Here is a 14194-nt window from a genome sequence, read left to right as displayed (position 1 = left end):
GTCCACGCTATTTCAGGCAAGCGCGGCTTTCAGGACAACGGCGGCGGCGCGTGAACCGGCGGAGGCGGCACCACCGGCCTCCTTCGCCATGCCGTCGCCCGCCACACCCCCGCGCCCACGAGCACCGCCAGGCTCCCGCCCACCGTCAGCAGCCATACCGGCACACCGCCCGCCGTCAGCAGCTCGTCCTCGTACACCACGCGCCGGAACGGGGTGTCCGCGTCCGAGGCCCGCAGCTCATGGTCGCCGTCGATCCGCTTCGGCTCGGGGAAGCTCTGGTCCAGCGCCGTCAGGAAGGTCTCCCCGCTGCCCGCGAGCCCGGCCAGCGGCCCGTCCGTCTCGACCTTGCCCGCGTATGTCACCACCGGCCGGTTCCCGCCGATCCAGCTCTGTGGCTCCATCCGGTGCGGCGCGAGCACGTAGAGGCCGAGCGACTGCGCGGTTTTCGCGAGCCGCGACAGTCGCATCGGGTAGATCAGCTTCTGGCTTGCGAACCGCAGCCGCAGCGGATCGAGCGTGCCGCGCAGCACCGCGCCCTCGGCTTCGGGCGCCAGCCGCACGGCGACGTACTCCCACTTCTGCGCCACGTACGGCTTCAGCTCGGCGGCCAGCCCGTCCGGGAGCTCGAAGCCGTTCTTCTCCAGCCAGCTTCGCAGCGCCGAAGGGTCCGTCGCCGTCAGCCGTGCGACATCGAAATCGCCGAGGCGCTCGCGCCCCACCACGCCCACCGGGGCCCCGGCGCTCGGCGCCGGAGCGCCCGCACTGTCCGTGTCCGAGCCCGCGAAGGGCCAGTCCTTGTCCCGTGGCCAGAAGTGGTACCGCTTGCGGTGCTCGGGCCCGGTGAGCGTCTCCAGCTCGTCGAAGAGTGCTCCGTCGCCGAGCTCCACCGTCGCCCGGCTGGGCACGGGCATGATCCACGCGGCCTTCGGGGCGTCCCCGTCAACCGTGAAGCGCATGACGATCTGCTCCGTACGGCCGTCCCAGCCGACCACCGATGTCTCCCGGTCGACGGCCATGTGGGACCCCCTGTCCGGGACCATCGCCCCGCAGCCGCAGGCGTACGCCGGGCTGATCAGCGATCCGAGCTGAAGGGCCAGCAGTGCCAGCACCACCAACAGAATCTTCTGCCGCTTACGACCCGGTATGTGGCCACGCCTGAAGTCTTGTATGTTCCCCCGCATGCTTGCTCTGACGACGCCGTGGATCACACGGTTCCAGCGCCGCTCAGCGAGATATTCAGTCAAAACGGGGTGACACTCAGGCGAAGAGGGGGTTGCCTGAGTCTCCTTCATGGAGCAGTGCGACCCTCAACGGACCACAAATCCCGGACGGCACAACGATCCGGGACGACACAACGCAGGGGAGGCTCGGCGCGACGTGGCGAACGCGGAGCACAGCGTGAGCGGGAGTGCAACGACGGACTCGAGGATGGGCGCGGCCAGGGCCGCCCTGTGGCTCGTAGCCGCCGTACTCGCGATACGGCAGACGGCAGCGGTGCTCCGGCAGCCACCCGGTGAGCGGCTCACCGACCTGGAGACCTGGATCGGCGAGAACGGCGTCCTGCATGTGAAGGGCTCGCTCTACGACGCCGACAAGTTCACCGGTACGCCCTTCGCCGGACTGGTGCTCAAACCACTCGCCCGCTCCGCCGAGCAGAGCCTCGGCGTCGCCTGGACCTTCGGCACACTCCTGCTGGTCGTCGGCCTCGGCCTGGTCGTCGCCCGCGCCCTGCCCGGCCCGGTCTCGCGCCGCAGCGGCCTGCTCGCAGCGCCCATCGCCATCAGCCTGCTGATGCTGTCGCTGCCCGTGCGCAACAGCTTCTACCTCGGGCAGACCAGCATAATCCCGGTCCTGCTCGTCCTGCTCGGCTGTTTCGCCGCCCGCGGCGAGAGATCTTCCGGCGTACTGATCGGTGTCGGCGCGGCCCTGCAGCCCACCGTGCTGCTCTTCGCGCCCCTGCTCTGGTTCACCGGGCGCAGACGCGCCGCCGTCACCTCTGCGGGCACGTTCGCCGCCTGCTCGGCGCTCGCCTGGGCCGCGCTGCCCAGCGACTCCTGGACGTACTGGGTGCACCATGTCGCGGGCGCCGGGCTCGGTGCCCGCCCGGACAGCCTCGCCAACCAGTCCCTCCACGGAGCGCTGCTCCGCTCCGGCCTCCAGGGCCCGCTGGAGATCGCCCTCTACGTCGCGCTCGCCGCCGCCGTCTGCTACTTCGGCCTGCGCCGCGCCGTCCGCTACGCCCAGGACGGCCAGCTCCTTCTCGCCGTCGCCCTCACCGGCTGCGTGGCCGTCGCCGTCTCACCCACCGCCTGGCAGCACCAGCTCCTGTGGGTGCTCCTCGCGGTCGTCGGCCGCGTCGGCAAGCGCGCCTCCGACCGCATGCTGTGGCCGGTCCTGATCATCCTGGCGATGACGCTGCCCGGGAAGATGCTGGTGCCCAACGTGGCTGTGCTCTATCCCGTACGCGACAACGTCCTGCTGATCGCCGCCGTCGCCGCGGCCTGCGCGGTGCCCTTCCTGCCGCGCACCTCGCCGTACTTCCGCCGGCCCGTCCCGACGCGGTACGCGATCCCAGCCCCGGCCCGCTGGAGCCGGGTGCCGCTGCTGCCCTACTGGCGGCGCGTGATCAGCCGCCCCAACCTGCTGCTCGAACTCCTGGTGATCCGGGTCGGCTACTCCGCCTACTCGCACATCCGCGCCGCCGCGACCGGCGGTGTCGCCGCTGCCGAGGAGCACGGCCGGCAGATCGTCGCCATCGAGCAGGCGCTCGGCATCGACATCGAGCAGTGGGTCAACCATGCGGTACTGAAGGCGGAGTGGGCCAAGGCCTTCTTCAACTTCTACTACACGTCCTTCCACTTCGTGGTGCCGCTGACGATCCTCGGTGTCCTGTACGTCCGCCGCCCCGCCGACTACCGCTGGGCGCGCGCCTCCCTCGCCTTCGCCACGCTCCTCGCGCTGCTCGGCTTCTGGCTCTACCCGCTGGCCCCGCCGCGTCTGATGCCCGGCATGGAGTTCATCGACACGGTGCACGGCCCGCAGGACCTCGCCAACCCGGACTACGGCGCGATGACCGCGGTCACCAACCAGTACGCGGCGATGCCCTCGCTGCACTTCGGCTGGTCCCTGTGGTGCGGGCTGGTCATCGTCGTCCTCGCGCCCAAGCTGTGGATGAAGCTGCTCGGCCTGCTCCACCCGCTGTTCACGGTCTGCGCGATCGTGGCCACGGCGAACCACTGGGTTCTGGACGCGGCGGGCGGTGCGGCCGTCGTCGGCGCGGGCTTCGGCCTGACGTATCTGCTGGCCGGGCGGCGGCAGCTGAGGCTGCCGGGAGGCGCGCTGCCGCACGCGAGGGCAGGCGCCGCCGCGCAGGCGGAAGAGCCGGTCGCGGCCGCGCCGAAGTAACACGACGCGAACACGCGTGGCCCCAGGGAGTACGGGAAGTCCCGCACCCCCTGGGGTGGATCGTCGCGTTCTTGTCAGGATCCGCCCCCGGCGCCGGTTCCGCCACTTGGCGGACGGACGGGCTGGTGGACGTCCCGGCGGGAGGCAGGGGCGGGGCGTGGGGGTCGGAGCCCCTGCCTCCCACGGCTCGGCTCGTCAGCCGTGGCTGACCTGGAGCTCCTTGATGCCGTTGAGCCAGGCCGAGCGCAGTCGGCGGGGGTCGCCCGCCAGGCGGAGATCGGGCAGAACGTCCGCTATCGCGTTGAAGATCAGGTTGATCTCCATGACGGCGAGTGACTTGCCGAGGCAGAAGTGCGGGCCTCCGCCGCCGAAGCCGAGGTGCGGGTTCGGGTCGCGGGTGATGTCGAACTGCCCGGGTGCATCGAAGACTTCGGGGTCGTTATTGGCCGAGGAGTAGAAGAGCCCGACCCGGTCGCCCTTCTTGATCTGGTGACCGCCCAGTTCGAGATCCTGGGTGGCGGTGCGCTGGAAGGAGACGACGGGCGTCGCCCAGCGCACGATCTCCTCGGCTGTGGTCTCCGGGCGTTCGCGCTTGTAGATCTCCCACTGTTCGGGGTGAGTGAGGAAGGCGTGCATGCCGTGGCTGATGGCATTGCGCGTCGTCTCATTGCCCGCCACGGCCAGCAGGATCACGAAGAAGCCGAACTCGTCGTTGGACAGGTTGCCTTCGTCCTCCGCTGCGACCAGCTGGCTGACGATGTCCTTGGCCGGACACTCCTTACGGGCCGCGGCGAGGTTCATCGAGTACGAGACGATCTCCATCGCCGCCTCGGCGCCGATCTCTTCGGTGATGGCGTACTCGGGATCGTCGTACGCCGCCATCTTGTTGGACCAGTCGAAGATCTTGGCGCGGTCTTCCTGCGGTACGCCGATGAGTTCGGCGATCGCCTGGAGCGGGAGCTCGACGGCGATGTTGGTGACGAAGTCGAAGGTGCCGTCGTCCTTCGCGCCTGCCAGCGCGGTCTCGACGATGCTGCGCGCGCGGGAGCGAAGGGCCTGTTCCAGGGACCGGACCGCCCGCGGGGTGAAGCCGCGCTGGACGATCTGGCGTACGCGGGTGTGCTCCGGCGGGTCCATGTTGAGCATGATCAGCTTCTGGACTTCGATCTGGTCGCGGCTGATCGACTCGTTGAAGCGGATGACGGCGGTGTTGGTGTTGGAGGAGAACAGTTCGGGGTGTGTGGAGACGTGCTTGACGTCGGCGTGCCGGGTAACGACCCAGTAGCCCTCGTCCTGGAAACCGGAGATACCGGCCGGCTGCGCGCACCACCAGACCGGGGCGGTCTGCCGCATCTCGGCGAACTCCGGGTGCGGGATACGGGCTTGGAGGAGATCGGGATCGGTGAAGTCGAAACCTTCGGGCAGATGGGGGCAGGACATCGGCAACTCCAGGTCTGGCGGCGGTGTCGGTGACACGGATTTGTCTGACGACCCATCAGAAGTTGACCGAAAGGTAGTAACGAGTTCTACAAGTGGCAAGGGTCGTGGCGGGATCTGTTGCGTCCGGCGGGTGCAGCAGAGGCGTGCAAGAGTCTTGCGTACCGGGGGTAACTCTCATAAGACTGCACTGAGAACTAGAACGCGTACTAGTTCCAGCTGCGAGGCGCCGGGACGCCCAGCGGCTGTGTGAGGAGAGGACGAGCTCATGGCCGCGGAACCCGTCATCGTCGAAGCAGTACGCACACCGATCGGCAAGCGCGGAGGCGCGCTCGCCAACCTCCATCCCGCCTACCTTCTGGGCGAGACCTACCGCGAACTACTCGGCCGCACCGGCATCCACGCCGACTGCGTCGAGCAGGTGGTGGGCGGCACCGTCACCCACGCCGGCGAACAGTCCATGAACCCCGCGCGCAACGCCTGGCTGGCGATGGGGCTTCCGTACGAGACCGCGGCCACGACCGTGGACTGCCAGTGCGGATCCTCGCAGCAGGCCAGTCATATGGTCGGCAACATGATCTCGGCCGGGGTCATCGACATCGGCATCAGCTGCGGTGTCGAGGCGATGTCGCGCGTGCCGCTGGGATCCGGGTCCAAGCACGGGCCCGGAAAGCCCTTCCCCGACGAGTGGAACGTCGATCTGCCGAACCAGTTCGAGGCCGCCGAGCGCATCGCGCGCCATCGCGGGCTCACCCGCGAACGGGTCGACTCCCTGGGGCTGTTGTCGCAGGAGCGGGCCGCAGTCGCCTGGGCCGAGGAGCGCTTCAAGCGCGAGACGTTCGCCGTGCAGGTGCCCACGACGGAGGAGGAACAGGCCGCGGGCCAGGGCATGTGGCGGCTCGTCGACCGCGACGAGGGGCTGCGCGACACCAGCATGGAGGCGCTGGCCAGGCTGAAGCCGGTCATGCCGACCGCCGTGCACACGGCGGGCAACTCCTCACAGATCTCGGACGGCGCCGCGGCGATCATGTGGGCGTCCAAGCGGATGGCCCGTGCGCTGAAGCTGAAGCCCCGCGCGCGGATCGTCGCCCAGGCGCTGGTCGGGGCGGACCCGCACTACCACCTCGACGGCCCGATCGACGCGACACGGGCGGTGCTGGGCAAGGCGGGGATGTCGCTCAGGGACATCGACCTCGTGGAGGTCAACGAGGCGTTCGCGTCAGTGGTACTGAGCTGGGCGCAGGTCTTCGAGCAGGACCTGGAGAAGGTCAACGTCAACGGCGGCGGGATCGCGATCGGGCACCCGGTGGGGGCCACGGGGGCGCGGCTGATCACGACGGCTCTGCATGAACTGGAGCGCAGGGACAAGGAGTTCGCGCTGATCACGATGTGCGCGGGGGGTGCACTGGCGACGGGCACGATCATTCAGCGGCTGTAGACCGGGAAACGCCCGATCGCCGGACGGGCTCCACATGGAGCCCGTCCGGCGATCGAGTACGCACCCGAAGGGTGTCGGGCTGGATCAGTACCAGCCCTGGGCCTGCCACGAGGACCAGGCGCCACACGGGCTGCCGTAGCGGCTGTTCATGTAGTCCAGGCCCCACTTGATCTGCGTCTTGGGGTTGGTCTTCCAGTCCGCACCGGCCGAGGCCATCTTGCTGCCCGGCAGCGCCTGGACCAGGCCGTACGCACCGGAGGACGGGTTGGAAGCGCCGGCGTCCCAGCCGCTCTCGTGCGACACGATGTTGCTGAAGCACTGGAACTGAGCGTCGTCCTTGATCATCTGCTGGGCGATCACCTTCGCGGACCCCGTCTGAGCGGTGGGGGCGGCAGCGGCCGAGGCCGGGTTGGCGCCCAGCACCATGGCGGCGGAGCTCACCACGAGGGCGGAGCCGACCAGGGCGGTCTTCGGACGGTTGGCGATGCGGCGGATGATCGAGCGGGACACAGAGAGTCCTAACGTCGGGAACAGGGCGGTCGCCCGGGCGTGCCGGACTCTCGTACGTACGAGAGGGATTCCGGCCGCCTGAGTGGCGCTTGCTGCTCTGCGACGAGCACTGGCTGCGCCTTGCGACGTGAACAGTTGTAGCGAGCCGAACAGGCCGTGGCAACGAGCGTTGTTACTAGTGGAGATCGCACCAGGGGCGAAATGCCCGGGGGTCTTGACGAGACGCATTCGTGCAGGTCGCGCAGACAATGGGAGGGTTTGTCCGGAGTGTCGGACGGCTCCTATTCCGCTTAGTACGGGACCAAGGTCCTGTGGGGCGCCTCACCCCGGAGGGACCCTCCCAGGGGCCTGAAATGTGACCTGCGCCTCGAAGTTTGCGCGTCGTGTGGCACGGCGCAGCGCCTTGAGGACGGTGGAGCCGATGGTGAGGGTCAGTACGACGGTGAGCGCGGCGCGCCCCAGGTCCCAGCCGAAGGAGGTCGCCGCGCAGTAGGCCAGGAAGCGGACCAGGTTCTCGTGCACGGGATCGCCGGGATGGAAGGAGACACCGGAGGAGAGGCCGCCGATGTACGTCCAGCCCTGCAGGTTCATGACCGTGCCGTACGCGAACGCGGCGACGGCTCCGTAGACCCCGAGCATCAGCAGTTCCGCGCGGCCGCGCAGGCGGTCCGCGCCCGGCAGGAGCCCGGCGCCCATCGTGAACCAGCCCATCGACAGCATCTGGAACGGCATCCAGGGGCCGACACCGCCCGTGAGCAGGGCGGACGCGAACATCGTGACCGAGCCGAGTACGAAGCCGAAGCCCGGGCCGAGGACCCGGCCGCTCAGCACCATCAGGAAGAACATGGGCTCCAGGCCCGCGGTACCCGCGCCGAGGGGGCGCAGCGCGGCACCCACCGCGGCCAGTACGCCGAGCATCGCCACCGCCTTGGCGTCCATGCCGCTGTCGGCGATCGTCGCAACGACGACGGCGACGAGAAGCGGCAGCAGCGCGGCGAAGAGCCACGGGGCGTCGGCGGAGTGGGCGAGCCCGGAGGCCGCGTCGGCGAGCAGCGGCCAGCCGAAGGCGATCACGCCGGTCCCGCTGATGAGCGCGAGGGCGGCGATGGCGCGGGGGCCCAGCCTGACCGGGCGGGCGCTCACAGGGCCTCCCGGACCTGGGTCACGGTGAGCCACGGCTGCGGGGCCAGGATCTTGGCGACCTGGGGCGCGAAGGCGGGGGACGAGACCACGACCTCGGCGGTCGGGCCGTCCGCGACGACCTCGCCGTCGGCCAGGATGACCACGCGGTGCGCGAGCTCGGCGGCCAGTTCCACGTCGTGCGTGGCCAGGACGATGGCGTGCCCCTCGGCGGCGAGGCCCTTCAGTACGGCGACGAGCCGGGCCTTCGCCGCGTAGTCCAGGCCGCGGGTCGGCTCGTCGAGCAGCAGCAGCGGGGGCCGCCCGGTCAGCACGACGGCCAGCGCGAGCGCGAGGCGCTGCCCCTCGGACAGATCGCGGGGATGGGTGGCGTCCGCCACACCGGGCAGCAGCTCGCCGACCAGGGCGCGGCAGCTGCCGGGGGAGACGCCCGCGTCGGCGTCGGCCGCCGCGCACTCGGCGGCCACGGTGTCCGCGTACAGCAGATCCCGAGGCTCCTGCGGCACGAGCCCGACCCGGCGGACCATCTCGCGCGGGTGGGTGCGGTGGGGGGTGTGCCCGCCGACCAGGACGGTGCCGGAGGTGGGCTCGATCATCCCGACGAGGGCGGCGAGGAGGGTGGACTTCCCCGCGCCGTTGCGCCCCATGAGGGCGATGGCCTCGCCGGGGGCGACGGTGAGAGTGACGTCACGGAGTGCTTCGACGCGGTCATGCCGGACGGCGAGGGCGGTGACCTCGGCGAGCGGTCCGGTGCGGGTCTCCTCGGTCGCGGTCCGCGAGATCCAGCCCCTCCGGCGTTTGAGGAACGGGGTCCGGGGCGGAGCCCCGGCGGGGTCTGGGGCGGAGCCCCAGTTATGGGGAGGGGCGGGGTGGGGGAAAGAACCCGCCAGGCGCCCCCGCAAGCCACCGGCCCTGCGCCTCGCATCCCGTACCGACAGTGGCAGCGGGTCCCACCCCGCCAGCCGCCCCAGCGCCACGACCGGGGGGTGGACGGGGGAGACGGCCATGATCCCGGCGGGCGCCCCGACCACCGGGACCGCGCCGGGCCCGGGCAGCAGGATGACCTGGTCCGCATACTGGACCACCCGCTCCAGCCGGTGCTCGGCCATCAGCACGGTCGTACCGAGGTCGTGGACGAGCCGCTGCAGCACCGCCAGCACCTCCTCCGCCGCCGCAGGGTCCAGCGCCGACGTCGGCTCGTCGAGGATCAGCACCTTGGGGTGCGGGGTCAGCACCGAGCCGATCGCGACCCGCTGCTGCTGACCGCCGGAGAGCGTCGCGATCGGCCGGTCGCGCAGCTCGGCCAGGCCGAGCAGGTCCAGCGTCTCCTCGACACGGCGGCGCATCACCTCCGGCGCGAGGCCGAGCGACTCCATCCCGTACGCCAGCTCGTCCTCGACCGTGTCGGTGACGAAGTGCGCGAGCGGGTCCTGGCCCACCGTGCCGACGAGGTCTGCGAGTTCGCGGGGCTTGTGGGTGCGGGTGTCGCGGCCGCCGACGGTGACGCGCCCGCGCAGGGTGCCGCCGGTGAAGTGCGGGACGAGCCCGGACACGGCGCCGAGCAGGGTCGACTTGCCGACGCCCGACGGGCCGACCAGCAGCACCAACTCGCCCTCGGGGACGGTCAGATCGACGCCGCGGATCGCGGGCGCGTCCGCGTCGCCGTAGGTCACCGACACGTCTTCGAAGCGGATCACGGTTTCTCCTGCGAAGCGTGGACGGGGGCGACGAAGGCGGGCAGCAGGCCGATGAGGACGCTTGCCGCGGGCCAGAGGGGAAGTGTGGGCGCGGTCAGCGGTACGACGCCGGGGTGCAGGGCCTCGGGGTCGTACGCGTTCGCCCAGATCATCAGGGCCGCGACCGCCGCGCCGGAGCCCGCGACGAGCCAGGCCCGCAGGCCCCAGTGGTCGGGGCGGTAGCGGGTGCGCACGGAGCGGCGCCCGCCGAGGCGAAGACCCGCGAGGGCGGCGATCAGCCCGGCGACGAGGAAGGGCAGCCCGTACGAGGCGCCCGCGGCGGCCAGTAGTCCGTACGACCCTGCGCAGACGCCGAGCAGCCCGCCGAGGGTGAGGACGGTCGTGGTGTGCCGTACGGCGGGCGGCACGTGGGCGGTGCGCCCGTATCCGCGCGCGTCCATCGACGCGGCGACGGCGACGGAGCGCTCCAGCGCGCCCTCCAGAACGGGCAGCCCGATCTGGACGAGCGCCTTGATCCCGCCGGTGGGGCGGCCGCGCAGCCGGCGGGCGGTACGCAGGCGCACGACGTCGGCGACCATGTTCGGCGCGAAGGTCATGGCGACGACGACGGCGACACCGGCCTCGTACAGGGCGCCCGGGAGGGACTTGAGGAGGCGCGCGGGGTTGGCGAGGGCGTTGGCGGCGCCGACGCAGATGAGGAGGGTGGCGAGCTTCGCCCCGTCGTACAGCGCGAAGACCAGCTGCTCGGCGGAGACCCGGCCGCCGATACGGATGCCGCGCGCCCAGTCGGGGAGGGGGACTTCGGGGAGGGTGAGGAGCGTGTGCGTACCGGGGATGGGTGACCCGAGGACGACGGAGAAGAGGACGCGGATCCCGATGACGACGAGCCCGAGCTTGACGAAGGCTCCGTAGGACCGGGCCCAGGGGGCGTCGGTACGGCGCGCGGCGACGACGTACCCGGCGACGCCGACGATGAGGCCGAGGAGGAGTGGATTGGTGGTCCTGGAGGCAGCAATGGCGAGCCCGAGTGCCCACAGCCACCATGCCCCGGCGTGCAGCGCGTTGCTGCGGCTTGCTTCGGGCGCGCGCAGCCTGAGCCGCCGGGCCTTGGCGTCCGCGGTGCGGGGGCCGGTACACGAGGCCGTCCACCGGGCAGCAGCGGTCAACACCCCCTGGCCGGGCAGCGCCCACCGGAAGGCCGGGCCCGGCCGCAGGCCGCGGTTCGTCGTCATCGCCTGCGGCGGGACTGCCAGAGCGCCGCCGCGCCCAGCGCGAGCACCGCCGCGATGCCCGCGATGATGCCGAGCGACGGGCCGCCGCCGTCCTCGCTCCCGGTGGAGCGCTTCGGCTCGGACGCGGCGACCTGCTCGCCGCAACCCGACTTCGGGTAACCGGAGATCGCGCACAGCAGCGCCTGGCTGTTGTAGCGCAGCGGCTTCGCCATCGACGCCAGTGCCTCCGCGCTCGTCGCCTCCTTCGGGACCTGCGCGCACACCACGCGCAGCGCGGGCGGCGTCTCGCCCGACGGGGCGTCGGCCGGGGTGCCGGAGTCGATGACCAGGGCGATCCTCTTGGCGTCCGCCTTCGGGGGCGTACCGGCGCAGATCGCCTTGAAGTCCGGCGCCCTGCGCGGCTGCGCCGAGTCCGCACTGTCCGCGCTCACCGAGAAGCGGAAGCCGTTCACCGCACCGTCCTCGGGCCTCGCGGTCGCCGGGCCCTCTGTGGCGTACGTCCACGCAGCGCCACTGCTCTGCCAGAACGACCAGTAGCGGTAACCGGCCGCCTGCGCCGGCCCCGCACCCAGCAACGCCGGCGCGGCGCCGAGCGCGAGGGCCAGCGAGAGAAGTCGCGTACGCATCAGCGCTGCTGGTTCTTCCGGCGGCCGCTGATCAGGATGCCCACGCCCGCACTCGCGGCGAAGAGGGCAACCATCCACCACACTCCGTCACCCGAGTCGGAGTCGTTTTCCGCGGCTGCCTTCTGCGTCGCCTTCTCCGGCGCAGGGCCCGTCGCGTTCAGGCCCGCCACCAGGTCCGTACCCCCGAAGGTCTTCGGGTCGGCCCCGGCCGCATGCGCCGCGAAGATCAGCTGGGCGTACGCCGCCGGGCCCGCGCCCTTCGCCCACGCCGCGGAGTTCTGCTCCAGCCACTCCAGCGGCTTCTTCGCCTGGTCGCCCAGGCCCTGCGCGCTGAGCGCCACGACCGCGTCGGCGGTGTTCCCGAAGTCCGGCTGCGGCTTCGGGTCGGTTGCGCCCGGCATCGGGGGCGTGTCCAGATGACCGGTCTTGGCGAGCGCCGTCGCGAGGAACGCCGCGCCGTTGTGCGCCGCGCCCTCGACCGTCGTCGCCTTCTCGCAGGCCGCGCCCTTCGTGTCCTTGGCTCCGGCGGTCGCCACAAGCTCCTTGCCGTGCGCCCCGAGCACCGCTGCCGAGGTCGAGTCCGCGACGATCCCCGGCTGCTTCGGCTGGTAGACGAACGCCCCGCTGTTCTTCCCGCCGCACGGCTGCGCGAACGTCAGCAGCGCGTCGTACGGCGTCTTGCCGCCCTTCGACTTCACGCCGTCCGGCTTCTCGCCCGCCGCGGCGAGGGCGCCGATCACGATCGACGTGGAGTTGGCGTCGCTGGCCCCGCCGGGGTTGTAGCTCCAGCCGCCGTCCGCGTTCTGTACGGACTTCAGCCAGCCCACCGACTTCTTCACGGCGGCGTCCTGACCGCCGAGCGCGGCGAGCGCCTGCACCGCGGCGGCGGTGGCGTTGGAGTCCAGCGGCAGCTTGGCGTCGCACGGCTTGGCCGCGTCCGCGCGGTACGAGGGGAAGGCCCCGCCGTCGCACTGCTGCCCGGCCAGCCAGTCGACCGCCTTCGCCGCGGGCTTCACGCCCACCGTGTCCTGCGCGAGCAGGGCGAGGGACTGCCGCCAGACGCCGTCGTAGGTCGGGTCGCCCGTGCCGTACAGGCCGGACGGCTGCACGGCGGACGGCGTCGGCGACGGGGTGGGCGCCGCGAAGGCAGCAGGGGCGGCGGCCACGCAGAGCACGGCGGATGCGGCGAGCGCGGCTGCGCTGCGGCGAACGGTCATGGCGGGCGGTGCCTCTCCACTGGGGAGCCGGACGCAGGCACGCTCAGGTACCAGGCTCCGGCTCCGTATACCTCGACGGTGCCGGCCACGCGGCGGGCTGCCGGTGGCACGAGCCGGTCACACCGGTGCACGGGGCATTCCGACTCACCGCCTGCGACGGCGGCTCACGGCTGCGGGTCAGTGCCGGATTTGCACCGGCTTCCCCCCGTACGGGTGTGATGACGACTCGCACACTCTACCGGCCGGTCACCGGCACCCTGAGGGGCGCATCCCCCGGCGCACGGCCGCGCGGAAAGCCGTTCGCAGGGAGCGCCGGGCGTGTGATGCGACGGGCGAGGTCAGACTGCGACGTACGACGTGGGGACGCCGTCCGTCCGCACCTCCGCCCTCCCCAGCTTCACCAGCCTGCGCAGATGCGCCTCCGCCTCCGAGACCGCGATGTTCCGTGATCCGTACGGAATCTGGTCCCAGGGCCGGTTCCACTCCATCCGCTCGGCGACCTGCCACGGCGTGAGCGGCTCGGCCAGCAGCGCGAGCAGACCAGCGAGGCGCTCCTCGTGGTGGGCGAGCAACTCCCGTACCCGGGAGGCGGCGTCGGCGAAGGCGTACTGATGCGCCGGGAGCACTTCCGCGGGGGCGAGGCGGCCGATGCGCTCCAGCGAATCGAGATAGTCACCCAGCGGGTCGGTGACGGTGGCGTCGTCCGGGTCCTCGTACAGGCCGATGTGCGGGGTGATCTCGGGCAGCAGATGGTCACCCGAGAACAGCCTGCCGTTCCCGGGCCGGTTCGCCGGATGATCCTCCTCCAGATGCAGACAGACATGTCCGGGTGTATGCCCGGGCGTCCAGATCGCCCGCAGCCGCCGCCCCGCCAGATCGAGCAGCTCACCGGGCACGATCTCCCGGTCGGGCATTGCCGCGCGCAGCCCGGGCAACGTACGCATCCGCCCCGATGCGCGGGCTTCACGCAACGGGGCGATGTGCTCCTCGGGCGCCCCGGCTCTGGTGAGCTTGCCGGCCAAGTAGTCGAGCCAGAGCCCGGGTTCGGCCTCGCGTGTACGCCGCACCACCGCGCTGTCGGCGGCATGCATCGCAATCCACGCACCGGACGCCTCGCGGACCTTCCCGGACAGACCGTGATGGTCGGGGTGATGGTGGGTGATGACCACGCCGTGCACCTCGGCGACGGCGACCCCGACGGACCCGAGCCCGGCGGCAAGCGTGTCCCAGGAGGCCGGATCGTCCCAGCCGGTGTCGATGAGGACGGCGCCGCGGTCGGTGTCGAGCAGATGGACGAGGGTGTGGCCGAGCGGATTGTCCGGGATGGGCACCTCGATGGACCAGACGCCACCGCCGTGGTCGATCACCTGCGTCATGAGGCTCTCATCTCTCTTCGGCGGCACGGCCATCGGCCAACTATAACTAGAACTGGTTCCAATAGTCGCCCAAGTCGACCGTTATTCATGGGGAGTCGGCCGGACTGGGCCGCCCA

At 71.3% G+C, this 14194-nt stretch carries 11 protein-coding genes and 1 riboswitch; of the genes, 2 read left to right on the top strand and 9 right to left on the bottom strand.

Annotation, left to right across the window (positions count from 1 at the left end; genetic code table 11):
* Positions 1-29: 29 nt before the first annotated feature.
* A complete protein-coding gene (locus ABZS64_RS00740) occupies positions 30-1181 on the bottom strand; it encodes a DUF2330 domain-containing protein (protein WP_355821598.1) in 1152 nt (383 codons plus the stop codon).
* 247 nt (positions 1182-1428) lie between these two features.
* Here ABZS64_RS00740 and ABZS64_RS00735 point away from each other — a divergent pair, with 247 nt between their 5' ends.
* Entirely contained in the window at positions 1429-3405 is a 1977-nt protein-coding gene (locus tag ABZS64_RS00735) for a bifunctional glycosyltransferase 87/phosphatase PAP2 family protein (protein ID WP_355822085.1), read from the top strand.
* 195 nt (positions 3406-3600) lie between these two features.
* Here the strand turns inward: ABZS64_RS00735 and ABZS64_RS00730 are convergent, their stop codons facing one another.
* Positions 3601-4845 carry a cytochrome P450 gene (locus ABZS64_RS00730; protein WP_355821596.1) on the bottom strand — a complete coding sequence of 415 codons (1245 nt, stop codon included), beginning with the start codon at positions 4843-4845 and terminating at the stop codon, positions 3601-3603.
* 265 nt (positions 4846-5110) lie between these two features.
* Here ABZS64_RS00730 and ABZS64_RS00725 point away from each other — a divergent pair, with 265 nt between their 5' ends.
* Positions 5111-6280, top strand: a complete 1170-nt coding sequence (locus ABZS64_RS00725) for a steroid 3-ketoacyl-CoA thiolase (protein WP_355821594.1) — start codon at positions 5111-5113, stop codon at positions 6278-6280.
* 84 nt (positions 6281-6364) lie between these two features.
* On the opposite strand, the gene ABZS64_RS00720 is transcribed toward ABZS64_RS00725, so the two are convergent.
* The 7 genes from ABZS64_RS00720 to ABZS64_RS00690 form a co-directional block, all read right to left on the bottom strand.
* Positions 6365-6790, bottom strand: a complete 426-nt coding sequence (locus ABZS64_RS00720; RefSeq protein ID WP_355821591.1) for a transglycosylase SLT domain-containing protein — start codon at positions 6788-6790, stop codon at positions 6365-6367.
* Between the two features lie 321 nt (positions 6791-7111).
* The gene (locus ABZS64_RS00715; RefSeq protein ID WP_355821589.1) at positions 7112-7966 is read right to left on the bottom strand and encodes an ECF transporter S component; all 855 of its coding nucleotides are present in this window, start codon (positions 7964-7966) and stop codon (positions 7112-7114) included.
* Positions 7930-9627 carry an ATP-binding cassette domain-containing protein gene (locus tag ABZS64_RS00710; protein ID WP_355821587.1) on the bottom strand — a complete coding sequence of 566 codons (1698 nt, stop codon included), beginning with the start codon at positions 9625-9627 and terminating at the stop codon, positions 7930-7932. Before ABZS64_RS00710 ends, ABZS64_RS00715 begins: the two co-directional genes overlap by 37 nt.
* Positions 9624-10859 (bottom strand): energy-coupling factor transporter transmembrane protein EcfT, encoded by a 1236-nt coding sequence (locus tag ABZS64_RS00705; protein WP_355821585.1) that lies wholly within the window; start codon positions 10857-10859, stop codon positions 9624-9626. The genes ABZS64_RS00710 and ABZS64_RS00705 overlap by 4 nt, the downstream gene beginning before the upstream one ends.
* On the bottom strand, positions 10856-11485 hold the full coding sequence (locus ABZS64_RS00700) for an SCO2322 family protein (RefSeq protein WP_355821583.1): 630 nt from the start codon (positions 11483-11485) through the stop codon (positions 10856-10858). The genes ABZS64_RS00705 and ABZS64_RS00700 overlap by 4 nt, the downstream gene beginning before the upstream one ends.
* Positions 11485-12702 carry a prenyltransferase/squalene oxidase repeat-containing protein gene (locus ABZS64_RS00695; RefSeq protein WP_355821580.1) on the bottom strand — a complete coding sequence of 406 codons (1218 nt, stop codon included), beginning with the start codon at positions 12700-12702 and terminating at the stop codon, positions 11485-11487. The genes ABZS64_RS00700 and ABZS64_RS00695 overlap by 1 nt, the downstream gene beginning before the upstream one ends.
* Positions 12703-12813: 111 nt before the next feature.
* Positions 12814-12948, bottom strand: a riboswitch (cobalamin riboswitch).
* 92 nt (positions 12949-13040) lie between these two features.
* Positions 13041-14078, bottom strand: a complete 1038-nt coding sequence (locus ABZS64_RS00690; protein WP_355821578.1) for an MBL fold metallo-hydrolase — start codon at positions 14076-14078, stop codon at positions 13041-13043.
* Positions 14079-14194 lie beyond the last annotated feature (116 nt).

The organism is Streptomyces sp. NPDC005408, from assembly GCF_040606445.1.
GTDB lineage: Bacteria > Actinomycetota > Actinomycetes > Streptomycetales > Streptomycetaceae > Streptomyces.
This window is presented reverse-complemented; position numbering and strand designations above follow the sequence as displayed.

Coding starts and splice junctions, on each gene's coding strand:
- ABZS64_RS00690 (WP_355821578.1), bottom strand. CDS start 14,078: ATGACGCAGGTGATCGACCACGGCGGTGGCGTCTGGTCCATCGAGGTG.
- ABZS64_RS00730 (WP_355821596.1), bottom strand. CDS start 4,845: ATGTCCTGCCCCCATCTGCCCGAAGGTTTCGACTTCACCGATCCCGAT.
- ABZS64_RS00705 (WP_355821585.1), bottom strand. CDS start 10,859: ATGACGACGAACCGCGGCCTGCGGCCGGGCCCGGCCTTCCGGTGGGCG.
- ABZS64_RS00695 (WP_355821580.1), bottom strand. CDS start 12,702: ATGACCGTTCGCCGCAGCGCAGCCGCGCTCGCCGCATCCGCCGTGCTC.
- ABZS64_RS00740 (WP_355821598.1), bottom strand. CDS start 1,181: ATGCGGGGGAACATACAAGACTTCAGGCGTGGCCACATACCGGGTCGT.
- ABZS64_RS00725 (WP_355821594.1), top strand. CDS start 5,111: ATGGCCGCGGAACCCGTCATCGTCGAAGCAGTACGCACACCGATCGGC.
- ABZS64_RS00735 (WP_355822085.1), top strand. CDS start 1,429: ATGGGCGCGGCCAGGGCCGCCCTGTGGCTCGTAGCCGCCGTACTCGCG.
- ABZS64_RS00700 (WP_355821583.1), bottom strand. CDS start 11,485: ATGCGTACGCGACTTCTCTCGCTGGCCCTCGCGCTCGGCGCCGCGCCG.